Source organism: Saliniferula longa, assembly GCF_050789285.1.
GTDB lineage: Bacteria > Pseudomonadota > Alphaproteobacteria > Rhodobacterales > Rhodobacteraceae > CAVPWP01.
In genome coordinates, this window is the sequence record NZ_JBOUVX010000004.1 from 66384 (window position 1) to 83688 (window position 17305).

Sequence of the window (17305 nt, forward strand, 5' to 3'; positions counted from 1 at the left end):
CATCCCCGTCTCACAGCCTAGCGACGCCCGGATCATCTGCAACCGGAACGCGGGCGCTTCCCTCGGCAAGTTGGGGCGACTACGGTTGGATTGCCCGCAGGCAAGTGCGATTGGGGGGCAAGGCGATGACCGATCTGTATTATCTTCCGGCGACCGAGGTTTTGGACCTCTTTCGCCGGCGCGAGGTGTCGCCCATCGATTACCTCGAGGCGATTCTCGACCGGACAGCAGCGATGAACCCGGCGATCAACGCCTATGCCGACACCTATTTCGACGAAGCCCGTGCGGCGGCGCAGCGGGCCGAGACCGCCTATGCCACCGGAACGGCCCGCCAGCTCGAGGGTCTGCCTGTCGCGGTGAAGGACGCCCAGCGCGTGGCCGGCAAGCGCACCACGCACGGATCGCTTGCCTTCGCCGACAACGTCGAGACGATGTCCGACCCCACGATCGAGCGGCTTCAGGCGGCAGGCGCGATCCTTCACGCCCGCACCACGACACCCGAGTTCTGCCTGTCGGCGACCTGCGCCTCGCGCATGTGGGGGGTCACCCGCAACCCGTTCAATACCGACTTCGGCCCGGGGGGATCGTCCGGGGGATCGGCCGCAGCGCTGGCGGCCGGAATGACACCGGTGGCCACCGGGACCGACATCGGAGGGTCGATCCGCATTCCCGCCAGCGCCTGCGGGGTCGTGGGCTTCAAGCCCCCGCATGGCCGCAACCCCGACGGCCCGCCCGCCAATTTCGACCGCTACAACCACTGCGGCGTCTTGACCCGCACGGTGGCCGAGACCGCGCTTCTTCAGAACGTGATCTCGGGCCCGCACCCGCGTGACCACGACAGCTTGCGCGACGTCGTCCGAATCCCCGGCGCCTTCCCGCCCGCGCCGCTGCGCGTCGCCTGGTCGATGGACCTCGGCTATGTCCCGATCAGCGCCGACGTCCGGCGCAACACCCTGTCCGCGCTGAACCGCTTCCGAGACGCCGGCTGCACGGTCGAGGAAGTCGACATCGGCTGGACCCTCGAAACCGACCGGGCGGCGAACCAGTGGTATTCGGCCATGCATTTCGGCCGCCAGCCGCTGTGGAGCGCGCAGACCCATCGCGCGCTGCTGACCGACTATGCACTGGCGGTCGCCGATCTGGCCGCAAAGCTTGGCCCCGACGACGTGGCCCGGTCCTGGGAAGTGCAGCATCGGATGTACCAGGTGATCGGCGCGATCTTCGAGCGTTTCGATGTGCTTGTCTGCCCGACCCTGTCGGTGGGCGGCGTGCGCGCCGATCACGACCCGCTGTCGACGACCTTCGAGGTCGATGGACAGGTCGTCGACGCGGAATACGGCTGGGTGCTGACCCATGCCTTCAACATGCTGCACAACTGCCCCGTCATGTCGGTGCCCTCGGGGCGCGACGCGAACGGGGTGCCGACCGGCATCCAGATCGTCGGCCCTACCTTCGACGATCTCACGGTGTTTCGCGCCGCGATGCTGTACGAAGCGGCGGCACCGGAAATGTTTCTGCCCGCCTCGGGGCGACCCGACCCCCGGCCCGATCCCCGGCCCGTCGACGGCCCCAACGGCAGCGCGGCCTAGGCCACGTCCGCGACCCGGATCTCAAGGATCGAGGGCCCCGCGATGGCGCGCAGGCGCCGCAGGGTTGCCGCGATCGCGGCGGGGTCGGCGGCGACGGCGGCATGGGGCATGCCGCAGGCCCGGGCAAGGTCGGCGAAGTCGGGCGGTGTCGGATCGCAGCCGATCACAGGCGCGCCCGCATCCCGCATCGAGGTCGCGATCTCGCCATAGCCCCGGTTGTTCCAGATCACGAAAGTGACGGGAAGCGCCTCCTGCGCGGCGGTCATGAGTTCGGCCAGGCTGAACTGCGCGCCGCCGTCGCCCGTCAGGCACAGGACGGGAAGATCGGGGCGCGCGATGGCAGCGCCGATGGCGGCGGGAATGGCATAGCCCAGCGCGCCGTATCCGGTGGCCGAATTGAACCACCCCCCGGCCCGGTCGGGATCATAAAACAGGTTGCCGGCGTAGACCGGCTGGGTGCTGTCGCCCACGATCAGCGCGCCGGGGACGGCCTCGCGCATCGCGTCGAGACAGCGCACCTCGGCCCGCATTTTCGGACCAATCTCGTCCCAGGCGGCGTCCCGGGCAGCGGCGGCACGGGCCTGGGCGCGGGCAGGCTCGGCCGCGTCGGGGCCAAGATCCCGCAGAAGCGCATGTGCCGCGTCCGAGGCATCGGCCATGATGGCGATGCGCGCCGGATGTCGGGCCAGTTGGTCGGGGCAGATGTCGACGCGCACCAGCGACGGCAGGCGCGGCATCCCGCCGGTGCCGTACATATCGTAGTCCGTCGGCCCAAGCTCGGTCCCAAGGGCAAGCACGACGTCGGCGCCTTCAAGAAGATCGCGCACCGCCCTTAGGCTGGGACTGGCGGGCACGACAAGCGGGTGTGCATGCATCCGACCGCGCCCGTTCACCGTCTGGACCACCGGCGCCCCCAATCGCTCGGCAAGGGCCGCAAGGACCGCCCCTTCGCGCATCCCGCCCCCGGCCAAGATCACCGGGGCGCGCGCGGTAGCCAGAAGGCCCGCGGCGTCGGCGATCACCGCGGGATCGGGGCGCGGTACGGCCACCGGCGCGGCCGGGCCGCTGTCGCCCCCGACGGGCAGGCCGGCCACGTCGATGGGCACCTCGACATGCACGGGGCCGGGGCGCCCCGCCGCGAGCCGGGCAAGGGCCCGGTCGATGGCGGGACACAGGTCGTCCGGCGTCTCGACACGCTCCGAACTCAGCGCAACACCGGCGGCCAGGGTGCGCTGGTCGGGAAGCTCGTGCAGATAGCCGAGCCCTTGCCCAAGACTGTCCCGCGCATTGACCCCCGACAGGACAAGAACCGGCACGCTGTCGGCGCGGGCCTGCGCCATCGCGGTCAACGTGTTGGTCAGACCGGGGCCGGTGATGACAAGGGCCACGCCCGGCTTGCCGCTGGCGCGGGCATAGCCGTCGGCCATGAACCCCGCGCCCTGTTCGTGGCGCGGGGTCACATGCCGGATCCCCGAGTCGGCAAGACCCCGGTAAAGCTCGATCGTATGAACGCCGGGAATGCCGAAGATCGTATCGACGCCGCGCGCGACCAGCGCGCGGACCAGTGCTTCGCCCACCGTCGTCACGCGCGCACCCCGGCCAGGGTCCGGGCATAGGCGGCGATCCGGTCGCAGGCCTCGGCGAAGCGGTCGTCGTCCACGGTGAGCGCAACCCGCACCCAGTCACCAAGCGAGGCGCCGAAGGACGCCCCCGGCATCACCGCGACGCCCGCCTCCTCGATCAGGCCGGCGGCGAAGGCTGCGCCATCCAGACCGGTGCCCCGCACGTCGATCAGGGCGAACATCCCCGCCTGGGGCGCATGGACGCGCAGCGGCCCGTCGCCTTCGAGCCGGGTCTTGAGACGCCGCGCGCGCGCCGCGAAGCGCTGCCGCATCCCCGCCGCGACGGGCGAGGGCGCCCGAACCGCAGCCTCGGTCATGTCCGCGATGAAGGGCTGGTTGCCGAAAAGCATCGTTTCGGACAGCGGCAGAAGCCGCGCCGCGAAATCGGCCGGCGCCACGATCCAGCCGCTGCGCATTCCCGGCATGGCGTGCGACTTCGAGATCGAAGAGGCAGCGACCACCCGGTCGGCCAGATGGGGAAACGCCAGGGGCGACACGAATTCAGCCCCCTCGAAGACCAGATCCTCATAGACCTCGTCCGACAGGATCCACAGGTCGTGTGCCGTCGCGACCTCTCCGATCGCCTGCAGATCGTCCCGGCTCAGGATCGCCCCGGTGGGATTGTGCGGCGAGTTCAGAAGGATCGCGCGCGAGCGCGGCGTGACGCGCGCGGCAAGATCGGCCGCGTCCATCCGAAAGCCACGCTCGGGGCGCAGGGGCACCGGCACGGGCGCCGCGCCGCCGGCACGGATCACGCCTTCGTAAGTGGCATACATGGGATCGCCGACCAGAACCTCGGCCCCGACTTCGCCCACGCCAAGAAGCAGGGCGAAAAGCGCGGTCTGCGTTCCGGGAAAGCACAGGATCTGGTGCTCGGTGATCGTCCGGCCGGCACTGCGGGAATAGCGCTCGGCCAGCGCGCGGCGCAGCCCGGCCTCGCCCCGGCCGTCCGAATAACCGGTGCGCCCGGCCCGAAGCGCGGCGACGGCGACTTCGGTCAACACGGGCGGCGCGGGCACGTCGGGTTCACCGATCGTCAGTTCGATCACGTCACGGCCTTGCGCCGCCAGCGCGCGGGCGCGGTAGTGGATCTCCCACTTGGCGCCGCCAAGCCCGGCTAGGCGATCGAGGATCGCGGCGTGTTTCATGGCGCTGCCTCGTCACTGAACGGAATGGCCCGGGGCAAGGCGCCCGGCACGCGGCGGACCTGACAGGACGGCGATGGCTTCGTCAAGGCCGGTCGGGGTCCGCGCGCCGCGATGCGCGGCATCATCAGTCGCGCCCCCCGACAAGCTGTCCATCGGGCAGGCGCAGCACGGCATCGTCGTCAAGATCCGGCTGGCCGCTTGCCTCGGGGGTGCAGGGCGCGGTGGCCCCGTCCGGGCAAACCCTGTCGGCCCGCGCGCGCTGAAGCGTCTGAAGAGACCGGTGTCGCGCCGTGCAGCTTTGGCATTCGGTCCCGGGCGCCGCGACCTCTGTCGCCCCTGCCGCGTCGGCAGCGGTATCGGACTGCGCCGCGAACGGGGCCGCCAAAAGCGCCAAGGCGAAAGGGACGGTGCGATGCATCGCCGTCAGGCCCCGTCCATCCGGGCATCCGTGGGGACCGGCCGGTCAAGATACCGCCGCAAGGGTTCGGCGCTGTCCGCATGCCCCGCGGTCTCGCGGTGTAGGAACTCGAGCGCCGCGCGCTCATGTTCGGGGAGACAGGCAAGCCTCGGGCGATCGGCTTCGGGGCCATCAGCCGCAACCCTTTCGAAATAGGCGACATAGCCCGGATAGGTGCGGCACATCCCGGCCAGCAGCCGGTCCCAGTCGGGTGCCTCGCGCCGCGCCTGAGCCTGCCCCCGGGCCACAAGGCTGTCGTCATCACGGGGGACAAGGCCGTGCCGGCGCAGCAAGGGCGCAATGATGCGCGCTGTGTGCCGTTCGATCTCGGCAAGAAGGCGCAGGCGGTCCTGGCGGTGCGGGTCGTCGAACAACTCGGCGAGGGTGGCGAAATAGGCCTCGGTCTCGATCTCTTCCTCGTAGGCCAGCGTCAGCCGGTCGAAGTAGTCCTGCCGCGCCCCGGTCATGGCTTGGCGCGCCCGATATGCGCCCCAAGATCGGCCACCCGATCGCTGCCGACGTCGATCCGTTCATGCCGGAAGGGCTGGTCTTCGTCGACGACGGTGTCGAGTTCGCGCGCATAGCGGTGGCCGGCATGCACCGCCGTGGCGATGATCGAGGGGGCTTCGCAATCGCCGATTCGGGCCAGCGTAAACGGAAGCGGGTCGGTCCCCGCGCGCGCCATGAGGTCCCGGTAGAGGCCGTCGACAGGCCGACGCGACGTCACCATCACGACCGTTTCGAACGGCATGCGGACCGTCTCGCCGCCATAGACGCAGTCGAGCGCGATTTCGGCGCCGTCGAAGGACGTCAGGGTCTTCGCGGTCACGATGCCGACGCCCAGCTTCGTCAGCCGGGCCCGCATGCGCCAGGCCTCGACGGTGATGCTGCCATAGTCCGACACGCTGTCCGACGGGGTGCAGAGCGTCACTGCGTGCCCTGCCCCGCGCAGCTTTTCGGCCAGGCTGACGGCCATGTAATAGCCGTCTTCGTCGTAGATCAGCGTGGGTCCTTCAGGAAGCGCGCCATCCATGATGTCGTCGGGGGTCAGGACGCGGTCCAGCGCTGCGCCCTCGGCGATGGCGACGTAGCCCTCGGGCCCGAACCGTTCCTTGCGCCAGCGCGCCCCGGTGGCGAGGACCACGTGGTCGGCGCCCACGGCAAGGACGTCGTCGGCGGTCATCGGGCTTTCGCGGAAGACCTCGACATGGGGCATCTCCTGAAGCTGCTGCATCCGGTAGTCACGGACGCGGGCATATTCGCTCATGCCCGGCAGGGCGGCCTCGCGCGTGACGCGCCCACCAAGCTCGCGGGTTGCCTCGGCCAGCATCACCTCATAGCCGCGCGCGCCCAACGCGCGCGCCGCCTCGAGTCCGGCCGGACCCGCGCCCACCACAAGGATGCGCGCGTCCGAGCCTTTCGCGGCGATCGCCTCGGGGTGCCAGCCGCGGCGCCATTCCTCGCCCATGGTGGGGTTCTGCGTGCAGCGGATCGGGACGCCCAGCGCATCGCCCGAATAGCAGATGTTGCAGCCGATGCATTCGCGGATCGCCGACAGCCTGCCCTCCTCGATCTTCTTCGGAAGGAACGGGTCGGCAATAGACGGGCGGGCCGCCCCGATCAGGTCGGTGACCCCGCGCCGCACCTGGCTTGCCATCGTGTCGGGCGAGGTGAAGCGCCCGACCGTGACCACGGGCTTCGAGGTCTGCGACCTGACCCAGGCCATGTAGGGCTCGAGCGCGGCCTCCTTGGCGAAGCGCGACACCCCCATCTCGAGCGAGTAGTCGGCGATGTTGATGTCCCACAGGTCGGGCAGGTCGGCCAGCATGGCGAACATCTCGCGCCGCTCGCCCACGACCGGCACGCCGTCCTCGCCCTCTTCGGCATCGGCGGCAAAGCGCACGGCGACGGCGCAGCGGTCCCCCACCGCGTCCTTCGTTTCCTCGATCAGTTCGCGCACGAGACGGACGCGGTTTTCAAGCGATCCGCCGTATTCGTCCGATCGCGTGTTCAGCCGGGGCGACAGGAAATGCGACAGCAGGTAGTCGTGCGTCGCATAGACATAGACGATGTCGAAGCCCGCGTCGCGCGCCCGCAGTGCGGCCAGACGATGCCAGCGGCGCAGGTTTCGGATGTCGGCCTTGTCCATGACACGGGACTGATAGGGTTGGCCGTTCGGGTTGGGAAAGCTGTCGACGTCCATCGGCGCGATGCGCGACAGCAGGTTGGCGGTCCGCGCGCCGCCATGCCAAAGCTCGACACCGGCCAGCGCGCCATGGGCGTGGACGGCGTCGGTCATCAGCGCGTTCGCGCGGATGTCGCTGTCGTCCCAGAGCGAGGCATAGGGATAGGGCAGATCGTCGGAGGATGGGTGAATCGAGGCATACTCGGTGCAGACCACGCCCCAGCCGCCTTCGGCCTTGACCCCGCGCATGGCGGCCAGCGTGCGCGGTCGAAGCCAGCCCATCCCGGTGCAATGCGGCACCTGGTAAAACCGGTTTTTGGCCGTCACCGGCCCGATCCTCACGGGCTCGAACAGGATGTCGTAGCGGGGGTCCCTCGTCATGGTTCGGCCACCTCGTCGATCTTTTCTTTGCGGGGGGCATTCGTCGCGGCGGGGCTTGCCGGCCCGGGATGGAAATGCCGGGGGAAGACGGTGCCAAGATAAAGGTGGATCTGGCGCCGCGATCCTTCGCGGGTGAAACTTCCCGGATACATCAGCATGTTGAGCCAGAACCCGTCATAAAGCGCCTCAAGCATCCCGGCCACCTCGTGGGCCGGGGGGCCGTCGTAACCGCCTTCGGCAAGGATGCGGGCGCATAGCCTGGTCGAAACCTCGATGCGGCGGCTGTCCATCCCGTCGACAAGCGCGCGATAGACCGCCCGCCGTCCGGCCTCGCCGAAGAAGGCGTACCAGACCGACAGCTTCTTGCGGGTGCAGATGCGGGGGTGGAAATGCGCGTCGACGATCGCCAGAAGCTTGGCCGGGGCACCGAGGTCAGCGTCGCGATAGGCCTTTTCCCACAGGTCGTGATGTTCGCGCGCAAGAAAGACAAGTGTCTCTTCCAGCAGCTTCTGCTTGCTCTGGAAATGGAAGTTGACGATGCCAAGCGACAGCCCGGCAAGCTCGGTCACCGTGGTCATGGTGGTGCCCCCGATCCCGTGCCGGGCGATCGAGGTGATCGTGGCGTCGACCAGTTGCCGCCGCCGAACCTCTTTCGAGGCGGTTCGGGGCGTCGCCTTGTCGTTTCGCGCAGACCGCTTCGCAGAGGCGGGCATGGGGTATCCGGTTCGTCGGGGGCAGCCAGATGGCCGCCGGGTTTCAGGCTCAGTCCGGGTCGAGGACGATGACCGATCCGGGCTTCCAGCTCAGCCAGACAGGTGTGTCGCCAGAGGGCAGGTCCGCGCCCGCGCGCGTCTGGTTCGGCACCGACACAGCCACCGGCGCCTCCCTGTTGTCGATCCTGACATAGAAGTGGCTGCGCTCGCCCAGGAAGGCCGAGGTCGCGAGATGCCCCTGCACCGCCGGCCCGTCCAAGGGGCGTTCGGCCGAAAGGATGAGTTTCTCGGGTCGCAGGGCGATCTGGACGGTGGCGCCATCGGGCCGGTCCTCCTGGCCCTCGGGGATGGGCAGCAGGCCCAGCCCCTCGGCGTCGATCGCGACCGACGCGCCGCCGTTCCGGCGCACCTGTCCGGGAAAGAAGTTCATGCTGCCGATGAAGCTGGCCACGGCGCGCGAGCGCGGCGTCTCGTAAAGACCGGTCGGCGTGTCGACCTGAAGCACGCGACCGCCCTGCATCACCGCGATGCGGTCGCTCAGCGTCAGCGCCTCTTCCTGGTCGTGGGTGACGAAGACGAAGGTGATGCCGACCTTGCGCTGCAACTCGCGCAGTTCAAGCTGCATCTGTTCGCGCAGTTGCTTGTCGAGCGCGCCCAGCGGCTCGTCCAGCAAGAGCACCTTGGGTTTCAGGATCAGCGCCCGGGCCAGCGCGATGCGCTGGCGCTGGCCGCCCGAAAGCTCGTTCGCCTTGCGCCGGCCGTAGCCCGAAAGCTTGATGAGGTCGAGCATCTCGTCGACCATCTCGTCGCGGCGCGCGCGCGGCAGCTTCTGCTTGCGCAGTCCGTAGGCGATGTTGTCGCGCACGTTGAGGTGCGGGAAGATCGCGTAGCTCTGGAACACCATGTTCACGGGACGGTGGTGCGGCGGCACGTCGGACATCGGCTGGCCGTCGATGAAGATTTCGCCCGAACTGGGAAACTCGAATCCCGCCAGCATCCGCAGAAGCGTGGTCTTGCCGCAGCCCGACGCCCCGAGAAGCGAGAAGAACTCGCCGCGCCCGATGTCGATCGACACGTTGTTGATCGCGCGGAAGGACCCGAACATCTTCGAGACATCCCGGATCGAGATGAAGTCGGCGTCCGCGCTCATTCGCTTTTCCCTTCGCCCAATCCGTCGGAGACGCCCATCCGCCCGACCCACTGCGCGATGAAGATCAGCGGCACCGAGAAGAACAGGATGAGCGAGGCCATCGCCAGAACCGAAGGAAACTCCTGCGGGAAGCGCAGCTGACCCCAGATGTACATCGGCAGGGTCGGATCGGTTCCGGACAGGAAGAAGGCCATGATGAACTCGTCGAAGGAGATGGTGAAGGTCAGAAGCAGGCTGGCCACGATCCCGGGGAAGACCATTGGGAAGGTCACGCGCCAGAAGGTCCACCAGCCGTTTTCGCCCAGGTCGGCCGAGGCCTCTTCCAGCGAGGGGTCGAAGCCGTCGAAGCGGGGCAGAAGCGTGGCAACCGAGAAGGGAAGGCAGACGATCAGATGCCCCAGCGTGACGGTGTAAAGCGACAGCGGCACGCCAAGCCGGCTGAGCAGCACCAGAAGCGCCACCCCGAAGATGATGCCGGGAATGACGAGCGGCATCATGATGAACGTCACCAGCGCACTCTTCCCGGGGATACGGTACCGCGTGATGGCGCGCGCGGCGACGACGCCAAGGATGGTCGACACCACCGCGACCGAGACCCCCACGCGAATGCTGTTCCACATCGCGTTCCAGACCGGCTCGCGGGTCCAGAGTTCCGCGTACCACCGAAACGTGAACCCCTCGAGCGGGAAGCGCACGTAGATCGAATCGTTCAGGCTGAACATCGGGATGAACAGCACCGGCAGGTAGAGCACCACAAGGAACACCGCCGCATAGACCTGAAGCGGACGGTTCGGCTGCCGGAGGTAGGACCCGTCACTCATGCCCGGTCCTTCATGCCAGCCGCTCCTGCGCCTTGCGGGTGACGAACAGGAACGCCACCGCGATGGCCGAAATCCAGAGCATCAGCACGATCGAAAGCGCAGCGCCCATCGGCCAGTTGTTCACCGGCCCGAACTGGACCTGGATGAAGTTGCCGATCATCAGGCCATCGGGTCCGCCCAGAAGCGCCGGGGTGATGTAGTCGCCTGTGGTCGGGATGAAGATCAGGAACGAGGCCGCGATCACGCCCGGCATCGACAGCGGCAGCGTGACCCGGAAGAACCGCGCCATCGGTCCATCGCCCAGATCGGTCGCGGCCTCGAGCAGCGATTTGTCGATCTTCTCGAGCGAGACGTAAAGCGGCAGGATCGCGAAGGCCGCCCAGGCATGGGCCAGCGTGATGATGACCGCCTCCTGACTGTAGAGCAGGAACTCGAGAGGCGCCTCGATCCAGCCCAGCGACATCAGCGCCGAGTTGATGACGCCTTCGTAGCCCAGGATCACCTTCCATGCGAAAACGCGCAGAAGATAGCTGGTCCAGAACGGCAGCGTGATCAGGATGAGCCAGAGCATCTTGTTGCGATGCACATGGAAGGCCACGAAATAGGCCATCGGATAGCACAACAGGACCGTGGCCGCCGTGGCCATCGCCGAAATCCAGAGCGACCGGCTGAGGAGCGTGCCGAAGATCGGTTCGGCGACGATGCGGCGGTAGTTGTCGAGGGTCAGCGTGGTGTCGAACTCGAAGCCCTGCCGGGTCCAGAGGCTGAGAACCACGAGAATGACGAAGGGGATCACGATGCCCGCCGTCAGGATCAGTAGGGTCGGCGACATCAGCAGATAGCCGCGCAACGCCTCGTGCCGGTAAAGCAGGCCGGAAAGACGCCCCGCACGGCGCCCGGGGCTGCGTAGTGTCCGCGTCTCGGCGGCGAGGTCGGACGGAAGCGTGTCGGTCATGGTGTCCCGGTGTCAGGAATGTCCGGTGTCCGCCGCCCGAAGGCCGTGCGGACACCGTCTGGATCGGTCAGAACCCGGCCTTGATCTGTTCGAACGTGTCGTTCATCCGGGTTTCCCATTCCTGCGACTGCGGGACCTGGAAGTGGCCCGCCTCGAGGATCTCGATCGGGTTCGTGCTGAGACCAAGGCCGGCAAGCGTCTCGGCATCGAAGGCCTCGAACGCCTTGGCGTTCGAATGGCCGTAGCCATAGTCGTTGATCATGAACTTGCCGGACTCGACGCTGAGCAGCGAGTCGATGATGTCATAGGCATAATCGAGGTTCGGCGCGTCCTTGTGGATCATCAGGCCGCAGACCCAGGTCAGCGCCCCTTCCTTGGGCTTGGCGAACTGGACCGGGACGCCTTCGGACCGCAGCAGGGTCGCCGAGCTGTTCCAGGTCATCGCCGCGACAAGCTCGCCCGAGGCCAGGGCCTGCTCGAGCGTGGTCGTATCGTCGGTATAGACACGGATCAGCGGGCGCTGCTCGCGCATCGCCGCCGCGATCGTGTCGAAGGCCTCGTCGCTGTCGATGTTGGCGAAATCGACGCCCGCCTTGATGGCGCCGCACCACCAGGCATCCGCCCCGGCGGCAAGCGAGCCAAGCCGGCCGGCATAGCGCTGATCCCAGAGCATGTCCCAGCTTTCCTCGCCCTCGAGCTCGAAGAGATCGGTGCGATACGTGACCGAGGTCTGTCCCCAGTCGAAGGGCGCCATCCAGATCGCGCCACTGCCCGCGTCGTTGCCGGCCAGGTTGACGAGTTCAGGCATGACATCGGGCCAGTTCGACAGACGCGACGGGTCGATCGACTGGAAAAGCCCGGTCTGCACCCAGCGCGGCATCGACAGGTTGCAGGGGTGCGACACGTCCACGACGAACCCACCCCGCATCTTGGTCAGCGCCTCTTCCGAGCCGCCGAAGATCGCGAAGTTGGGCAGGGTGCCATGCTTTGCCTGATAGGGCACGAAAAGCTCGGGAATGTCGTATCCGCCCCAGGTGAAGTAGGTGGCGTCGGACGCGCTTGCCTGCGCGCGCCGCGGCAGAAGCGGCACCGAGGTCACCGCAAGTCCTGCCGCCATGAGCGACTTGGTGAAGGCGCGACGGCTGAGCTTGCCTTCGCGCATCGCGCCGAGTTGATCGAGTACATCCATGAAGTGCCGTCTCCCCTGTTGATCGAGTCCGCCCCACGCGGCCCGTTTTCGGGATGATCATGGCCTCGACAGCATCGGACCGAACCGCCGCGACAGGGTGCGGAAGCCCGCCCATTCCCTCCAGACCCGTCCATCCTCTCTCTGAATACTCATTCAATCGTGACGGGCATCCTTGCACTGAGTCAAGCGATTTGACGCGCATGGCGCATCGTGGCGACAACCAAGGGAAAGCCCACGCAAGAAGGACGTGGCGCGCCCCCGGGCCCGGGCACGGCCGGAAATCGACTGAATGCCCGTTCAATCAATTGCAACGTGGCCCGCCGGCTGCTAGCGAGACTGCAGGATCGCCTGAAAAGCCCAAGGAGGCACGCGGATGTCCAACGACCTTCCCAGCCACGCGCAGACGGTGATCGTCGGCGGCGGCTCCATCGGCTGCAACACCGCCTACCATCTGACGAAGCTTGGGCATCGCGACGTCGTCGTGCTGGAACAGGGACGCCTGACGTCGGGCACGACCTGGCACGCGGCCGGGCTTGTCGTCGCGGGATTGCTGAAATCCGAGGCGGAATGCGCGATCTACACGCACGGCCGCGATCTGTATGCCCGACTCGAAGAGGAAACCGGCCTGCCCACGGGCTTCCGCGCCGTGGGCTATCTGCAACTCGCCACCAATGACGAGCGCGTGCACGAGATGCGGCGCGTGTCCGCCTTCATGCGGCGATTCGGCATCGACAACCACGAGATCTCGCTTCGGCAGGCGCAGGAGCTGTTCCCGATCGCCGACCTTGGCGACGCGAAGGCCGCCTTCCTGATCCCCGAGGATGGCCGTGTGAACCCCGTCGACGTCACGATGTCGCTGGCCCGGGGCGCGCGCATGGGCGGCGCGCGCATCTTCGAAGGCACCCGCGTGACCGAAATTCTGTCACGCGACGGCACCGCCACCGGCGTGCGCACCGAGGACGGCCGTACGATCCACGCCGAAAACGTGGTGATCTGCGGCGGGATGTGGTCGCGCCAGCTGGGCGAGAAGGCCGGGCTCACGCTTCCGCTTCAGGCGGCCGAACACTATTACCTGATCACCGAGTCGATCCCGGGGTTGCCGCGCGACCTGCCCGTGCTCGAGGACCCTTCGACCTATACCTATTACCGGGAAGAGGTCGGCGGCCTGATGCTGGGCCTCTTCGAGCCCGGCGCGGCAAGCTGGATGCTGGGCGGTATCCCCGACGGGTTCCAGTTCGGCGAGATCGAGCCGGACTGGGACCGGGTCGGCCCGCACCTTGAAAAGGCCTATTCCCGCGTTCCCGAGACGATGAAGTACGGCGTCCGCAAGCTGTTCTGCGGCCCCGAAAGCTTCACGCCCGATCTGGCCCCCCTTGTCGGCCCCACGCCCGAGCTGCGCAACTGCTGGGTCGCCTGCGGCATGAACTCGCTGGGCATCCTGAACGGCGCGGGAACAGGCATGGTCCTGGCGCACTGGATCGTCGACGGACTCCCGCCCTGTGACGTCACCGGGATCAACGTCAACCGCTTCACGAAAAGCGAAGCGACGCCCGCCTTCCGCCGCGACCGCACGCCCGAACTTCTGGGCCGGATGTTCGGCCAGCACTTCCCCAACGAATCCTTCACCACCGCGCGGGACCTGCGACGGTCGGTCCTGCACGACCGGCTGGCGGCGGCAGGCGCGCATTTCTCGGAAAGCCACGGCTGGGAACTGGCCGACTGGTTCGCACCCTCGCCCGAAGAGGCGAAGGTCGCGCGCTACAGCTGGTTCCGGCAGAACTGGTGGGACTGGCATGCCGAGGAACACCGCGCGGCGCGCGAGGACGTGATCGTCATGGACATGTCGGCCATGGCCTGCTTCCTCGTTCAGGGCCGCGACGCCTGCGCCATGCTCGACCGGCTGAGCTGCAACCTGATCGACGTGCCGCCGGGCCGCGTAGTCTATACCGCCTGGACCAACGAGGCCGGCGGGTTCGAGGCCGATCTGACGGTGACGCGCCTGGCCATTGACCGGTTCCTTGTCGTCGTGGGCGAGAACTCGCGCGGGCACACCGAGATGCGCCTGCGCCGCGCCATCGGCCCCGACGAGTTCGTGACCGTCACCGATGTGACGGACGGCCGCGCCCAGATCAACGTGCACGGGCCGAAATCGCGCGACCTTCTTCAACGCATCTCGGGCGCGGACCTGACGAACGCGGGGTTCCCCTACATGACCGCGCGCGAAATCGACGTGGGCTATGCCAACGTGCTGGCCATGCGCGTCACCTTCGTGGGCGAACTGGGATGGGAGCTTCACGTCCCCGCGACGCAGGCGGTTCAGGTCTATGACCTTATCGTCGAGGCCGGGCGCGACCTGGGCCTCAGGCCCGCGGGAATGCAGACGTTGAACTCGCTGCGCCTCGAGAAGGCCTATCGCGACTTCGGCCTCGACGTCGACAACACCGACAACCCGATCGAGGCGGGCCTTGGCTTTGCCGTGAAGCTTGACAAGCCCGGCGGCTTCATCGGGCGCGATGCCCTGGCAGCGATCAAGGCCAGGGGCACGCCGCATAACCGGATGCTGCAGTTCCTTCTGAAGGACCCCGAGCCGCTTCTGCACGGGCTCGAGCCGATCTATCTGGGCGACGCGCAGGTCGGCTATCTTCAGGTCGGCGGCTACGGGCACAGCCTTGGCGGCGCGGTTGGCCTGGGGTTCGCCGAGCTCGACCGCCCGCTGACGGCCGAGATCGTGGCCGAGGGCCCCTGGCGGATCGAGATCGCGGGACATCGATACGAGGCGACGGCCTCGCTCAGGCCACTTTACGACCCGGACCTGACGAAGGTCCGAAGCTAGAGCTTGGCCTCGATCGCTTCCCACACCAGGGCGGCGATGTTGCGTCCTTCGAAGCGTTCAAGCTCCTGGATGCCGGTGGGCGAAGTCACGTTGATCTCGGTCAGGTAGTGGCCGATCACGTCGATGCCGACGAAGACCTGCCCCTTCTCGCGCAGGGTCGGCCCGATGCGGGCGCAGATCTCGCGGTCGCGATCGGTCAGGCCGGATTTCTCGGGCCGGCCGCCGACATGCATGTTGGACCGCGTCTCGCCGGCTGCCGGCACGCGGTTGATCGCGCCAACGGGGTCACCGTTGACCAGGATGATGCGCTTGTCCCCGTTCGCGACGTCGGGGATGAACTTCTGCGCGATGAGCGGCTCGCGGCTCATGCCGGTGAAAAGCTCGTGCAGGCTAGCGAGGTTCCGGTCGTTGGGATCAAGCCGGAACACCCCCGCGCCACCGTTGCCGTAAAGCGGCTTCAGGATGATGTCGCCATGCGCGTGCTTGAAGTCGCGCAGCGTCTCAAGATCGCGGGCGATGGTCGTGGGCGGTATAAGGTCGGGGAAGCTCAGCACCAGAAGTTTCTCGGGACAGTTTCGCACCCAGAACGGATCGTTCACCACCAGCGTGCGCGGGTGGACGTGGTCCAGAAGGTGCGTCGTGGTGATGTAGCCCATGTCGAACGGCGGGTCCTGCCGCAGCCAGACCACGTCGAACTCGGCAAGGTCGGCATGGCGCCGCTGGCCCAGGGTGACGTGATTGCCGCGCTCGCGCCGCACCACCATGTCGTGCCCGCGCGCGGCCACCCGGCCCTCTTCGAAGGCAAGGTGTTCAGGCGTGTAGAAGAACAGCGAATGCCCGCGCGCCTGCGCCTCTTCCGCGAGCCGGAACGAGCTGTCGGCGTCGATGTTGACGTTCTGGATCGGGTCCATCTGAAAGGCGACCTTGAGGCTCATCACCGTCCCTCTGTTGGCTTGACCCACTACATGGATCAGCCTTGAAGGGGGCGCAATGGCTCAGGCGGTGATGTTGGGCACGATCTCGACCCGGCCCTGCCCGTCAACCGCAGCCAGGTCGATGCGCATCGCCACGAGCGGGGGCACGTCGGGCATTGCCAGAAATTCCTCGGCCGCGCGGGCGATCCGGGCAAGCTGGCGATGCGAGAGGCTTTGAAGCGCGGCATCAATCGTGGCGGCGGCCTTCACCTCGACGATGACAAGCCCCTCGTTACCATCGAGGATCAGGTCGATCTCGCCGGCCTTGCCGCGCCAGCGCCGCGCGCGCAGGCGGTGGCCCGCGGCCTCATAGGCGCGCAGCACGATGTCTTCGGCCGCAAGACCGGCGTGATAGGAGCGCGCCCCGCTCATTCGCCCTTCGCCAGCGCCAGCGCGGCCTGATAGACCTCGCGCCGGGGCAGGTTCAGCGCCTCGGCCACCTGCCGCGCGGCGTCCTTGACGCTGGCGGTGCGCATGGCTTCGCGCAATGCGTCGTCCAGATCGGCCGCGCTGGCGGCCTCCGATCCGCGGTCGATCAGCACCACGAATTCACCCTTGCGCGGCATGTCGGCCAGCGCGGCGTCGACCTCGCCCAGGGGCGCGCGGCGAACCTCTTCGAACTTCTTGGTCAACTCGCGGCAGACCGCGACTTCGCGCGCGTCGCCCATGACCTCGCGGCAAGAGGAAAGCAGCCGGTCAAGGCGCTTGGGGCTTTCGTAAAGCACCAATGTCGCCTGAACCGGGGCGAGTTCTTCCAGGAACTTGCGCCGCGCGACCTCGGTGGTGGGGGGGAAGCCGGCGAAAAGGAAACGATCGGTCGGCAGACCGGCGATCGACAGCGCGGTGATCGCCGCCGAGGGCCCGGGTGCCGCCGTGACCGGATGGCCCGCCGCCCGCGCCGCGCGCACCAGCGCGAAGCCGGGATCGGCCACAAGCGGCGTCCCCGCTTCCGAGGCATAGGCGACCGACTTTCCCGCACCCAGCAGCGCAAGCAGACGGGGGCGCACCTCGGCGCCGTTGTGATCGTGGTACGAGATCACCGGACGCCCGCCGGCAGCGACCCCGTGGATCGCCATGAGATGCCGCAGGCTGCGCGTGTCTTCGGCCGCAAGGACGTCGGCAGAGGCCAGAATATCAAGCGCGCGCAAGGTGATGTCGCGCGCCGATCCGATCGGCGTCGAGACGATGAAAAGTCCCGGCGGAAGCGGCGTCGGCTGGACGCTCATCGGGGGCGATTGCCCGGGCGGCGAGATTTACATGGCGGGCGGTTGCGCATAGGGTCGCGGTC

Annotated in this window: 15 protein-coding genes; 2 read left to right on the forward strand and 13 right to left on the reverse strand. The window is 67.7% G+C overall.

Annotation, left to right across the window (positions count from 1 at the left end; all coding sequences use genetic code 11):
• Nucleotides 1-125 precede the first annotated feature (125 nt).
• Nucleotides 126-1589 carry an amidase gene (locus tag ACRDNQ_RS16730; RefSeq protein ID WP_431829853.1) on the forward strand — a complete coding sequence of 488 codons (1464 nt, stop codon included), beginning with the start codon at nt 126-128 and terminating at the stop codon, nt 1587-1589.
• Here ACRDNQ_RS16730 and ACRDNQ_RS16735 read toward each other — a convergent pair.
• From ACRDNQ_RS16735 to ACRDNQ_RS16780, 10 genes are all read right to left on the reverse strand, one after another.
• Nucleotides 1586-3175 carry a 5-guanidino-2-oxopentanoate decarboxylase gene (locus ACRDNQ_RS16735; protein ID WP_431829854.1) on the reverse strand — a complete coding sequence of 530 codons (1590 nt, stop codon included), beginning with the start codon at nt 3173-3175 and terminating at the stop codon, nt 1586-1588. The genes ACRDNQ_RS16730 and ACRDNQ_RS16735 overlap by 4 nt on opposite strands.
• Nucleotides 3172-4359, reverse strand: a complete 1188-nt coding sequence (locus tag ACRDNQ_RS16740) for a pyridoxal phosphate-dependent aminotransferase (protein WP_431829855.1) — start codon at nt 4357-4359, stop codon at nt 3172-3174. Before ACRDNQ_RS16740 ends, ACRDNQ_RS16735 begins: the two co-directional genes overlap by 4 nt.
• A gap of 124 nt (nt 4360-4483) precedes the next feature.
• Nucleotides 4484-4777, reverse strand: coding sequence for a hypothetical protein (locus tag ACRDNQ_RS16745; RefSeq protein WP_431829856.1), 294 nt, complete (start codon nt 4775-4777; stop codon nt 4484-4486).
• Nucleotides 4778-4782: 5 nt separating this feature from the next.
• Nucleotides 4783-5283 carry a ferritin family protein gene (locus tag ACRDNQ_RS16750; protein WP_431829857.1) on the reverse strand — a complete coding sequence of 167 codons (501 nt, stop codon included), beginning with the start codon at nt 5281-5283 and terminating at the stop codon, nt 4783-4785.
• Nucleotides 5280-7382, reverse strand: a complete 2103-nt coding sequence (locus ACRDNQ_RS16755; RefSeq protein ID WP_431829858.1) for an oxidoreductase — start codon at nt 7380-7382, stop codon at nt 5280-5282. The genes ACRDNQ_RS16750 and ACRDNQ_RS16755 overlap by 4 nt, the downstream gene beginning before the upstream one ends.
• Nucleotides 7379-8095, reverse strand: a complete 717-nt coding sequence (locus ACRDNQ_RS16760) for a TetR family transcriptional regulator C-terminal domain-containing protein (RefSeq protein WP_431829859.1) — start codon at nt 8093-8095, stop codon at nt 7379-7381. The genes ACRDNQ_RS16755 and ACRDNQ_RS16760 overlap by 4 nt, the downstream gene beginning before the upstream one ends.
• Nucleotides 8096-8144: 49 nt before the next feature.
• A complete protein-coding gene (locus ACRDNQ_RS16765) occupies nt 8145-9245 on the reverse strand; it encodes an ABC transporter ATP-binding protein (RefSeq protein ID WP_431829860.1) in 1101 nt (366 codons plus the stop codon).
• A complete protein-coding gene (locus ACRDNQ_RS16770; protein WP_431829861.1) occupies nt 9242-10066 on the reverse strand; it encodes an ABC transporter permease in 825 nt (274 codons plus the stop codon). The genes ACRDNQ_RS16765 and ACRDNQ_RS16770 overlap by 4 nt, the downstream gene beginning before the upstream one ends.
• A gap of 10 nt (nt 10067-10076) precedes the next feature.
• Complete coding sequence (locus ACRDNQ_RS16775) at nt 10077-11021, reverse strand: ABC transporter permease (protein ID WP_431829862.1); 945 nt, start codon at nt 11019-11021, stop codon at nt 10077-10079.
• A 67-nt stretch (nt 11022-11088) separates the two neighbouring features.
• Nucleotides 11089-12210 carry an ABC transporter substrate-binding protein gene (locus ACRDNQ_RS16780; RefSeq protein ID WP_431829863.1) on the reverse strand — a complete coding sequence of 374 codons (1122 nt, stop codon included), beginning with the start codon at nt 12208-12210 and terminating at the stop codon, nt 11089-11091.
• A gap of 373 nt (nt 12211-12583) precedes the next feature.
• On the opposite strand from ACRDNQ_RS16780, the gene ACRDNQ_RS16785 reads away from it, so the two are divergent.
• Nucleotides 12584-15043, forward strand: a complete 2460-nt coding sequence (locus ACRDNQ_RS16785) for a GcvT family protein (protein ID WP_431829864.1) — start codon at nt 12584-12586, stop codon at nt 15041-15043.
• Here the strand turns inward: ACRDNQ_RS16785 and gshB are convergent.
• Genes gshB through rsmI form a run of 3 tightly spaced genes read right to left on the reverse strand, consistent with a single transcriptional unit; the run spans nt 15040 to nt 17243 of the window.
• Nucleotides 15040-15978 (reverse strand): glutathione synthase, encoded by a 939-nt coding sequence (gene gshB, locus ACRDNQ_RS16790; RefSeq protein ID WP_431829865.1) that lies wholly within the window; start codon nt 15976-15978, stop codon nt 15040-15042. The genes ACRDNQ_RS16785 and gshB overlap by 4 nt on opposite strands.
• A gap of 60 nt (nt 15979-16038) precedes the next feature.
• Entirely contained in the window at nt 16039-16389 is a 351-nt protein-coding gene (locus ACRDNQ_RS16795) for a YraN family protein (RefSeq protein WP_431829866.1), read from the reverse strand.
• Nucleotides 16386-17243, reverse strand: coding sequence for a 16S rRNA (cytidine(1402)-2'-O)-methyltransferase (gene rsmI, locus ACRDNQ_RS16800; protein ID WP_431829867.1), 858 nt, complete (start codon nt 17241-17243; stop codon nt 16386-16388). The genes ACRDNQ_RS16795 and rsmI overlap by 4 nt, the downstream gene beginning before the upstream one ends.
• Nucleotides 17244-17305 lie beyond the last annotated feature (62 nt).

Excerpts from the sequence above, each read along its gene's own strand:
- ACRDNQ_RS16730 (WP_431829853.1), top strand. The coding sequence starts at position 126 with ATGACCGATCTGTATTATCTTCCGGCGACCGAGGTTTTGGACCTCTTT.
- ACRDNQ_RS16740 (WP_431829855.1), bottom strand. The coding sequence starts at position 4,359 with ATGAAACACGCCGCGATCCTCGATCGCCTAGCCGGGCTTGGCGGCGCC.
- ACRDNQ_RS16745 (WP_431829856.1), bottom strand. The coding sequence starts at position 4,777 with ATGCATCGCACCGTCCCTTTCGCCTTGGCGCTTTTGGCGGCCCCGTTC.
- ACRDNQ_RS16750 (WP_431829857.1), bottom strand. The coding sequence starts at position 5,283 with ATGACCGGGGCGCGGCAGGACTACTTCGACCGGCTGACGCTGGCCTAC.
- ACRDNQ_RS16755 (WP_431829858.1), bottom strand. The coding sequence starts at position 7,382 with ATGACGAGGGACCCCCGCTACGACATCCTGTTCGAGCCCGTGAGGATC.
- ACRDNQ_RS16760 (WP_431829859.1), bottom strand. The coding sequence starts at position 8,095 with ATGCCCGCCTCTGCGAAGCGGTCTGCGCGAAACGACAAGGCGACGCCC.
- ACRDNQ_RS16765 (WP_431829860.1), bottom strand. The coding sequence starts at position 9,245 with ATGAGCGCGGACGCCGACTTCATCTCGATCCGGGATGTCTCGAAGATG.
- ACRDNQ_RS16770 (WP_431829861.1), bottom strand. The coding sequence starts at position 10,066 with ATGAGTGACGGGTCCTACCTCCGGCAGCCGAACCGTCCGCTTCAGGTC.
- ACRDNQ_RS16775 (WP_431829862.1), bottom strand. The coding sequence starts at position 11,021 with ATGACCGACACGCTTCCGTCCGACCTCGCCGCCGAGACGCGGACACTA.
- ACRDNQ_RS16780 (WP_431829863.1), bottom strand. The coding sequence starts at position 12,210 with ATGGATGTACTCGATCAACTCGGCGCGATGCGCGAAGGCAAGCTCAGC.
- ACRDNQ_RS16785 (WP_431829864.1), top strand. The coding sequence starts at position 12,584 with ATGTCCAACGACCTTCCCAGCCACGCGCAGACGGTGATCGTCGGCGGC.
- gshB (WP_431829865.1), bottom strand. The coding sequence starts at position 15,978 with ATGAGCCTCAAGGTCGCCTTTCAGATGGACCCGATCCAGAACGTCAAC.
- ACRDNQ_RS16795 (WP_431829866.1), bottom strand. The coding sequence starts at position 16,389 with ATGAGCGGGGCGCGCTCCTATCACGCCGGTCTTGCGGCCGAAGACATC.
- rsmI (WP_431829867.1), bottom strand. The coding sequence starts at position 17,243 with ATGAGCGTCCAGCCGACGCCGCTTCCGCCGGGACTTTTCATCGTCTCG.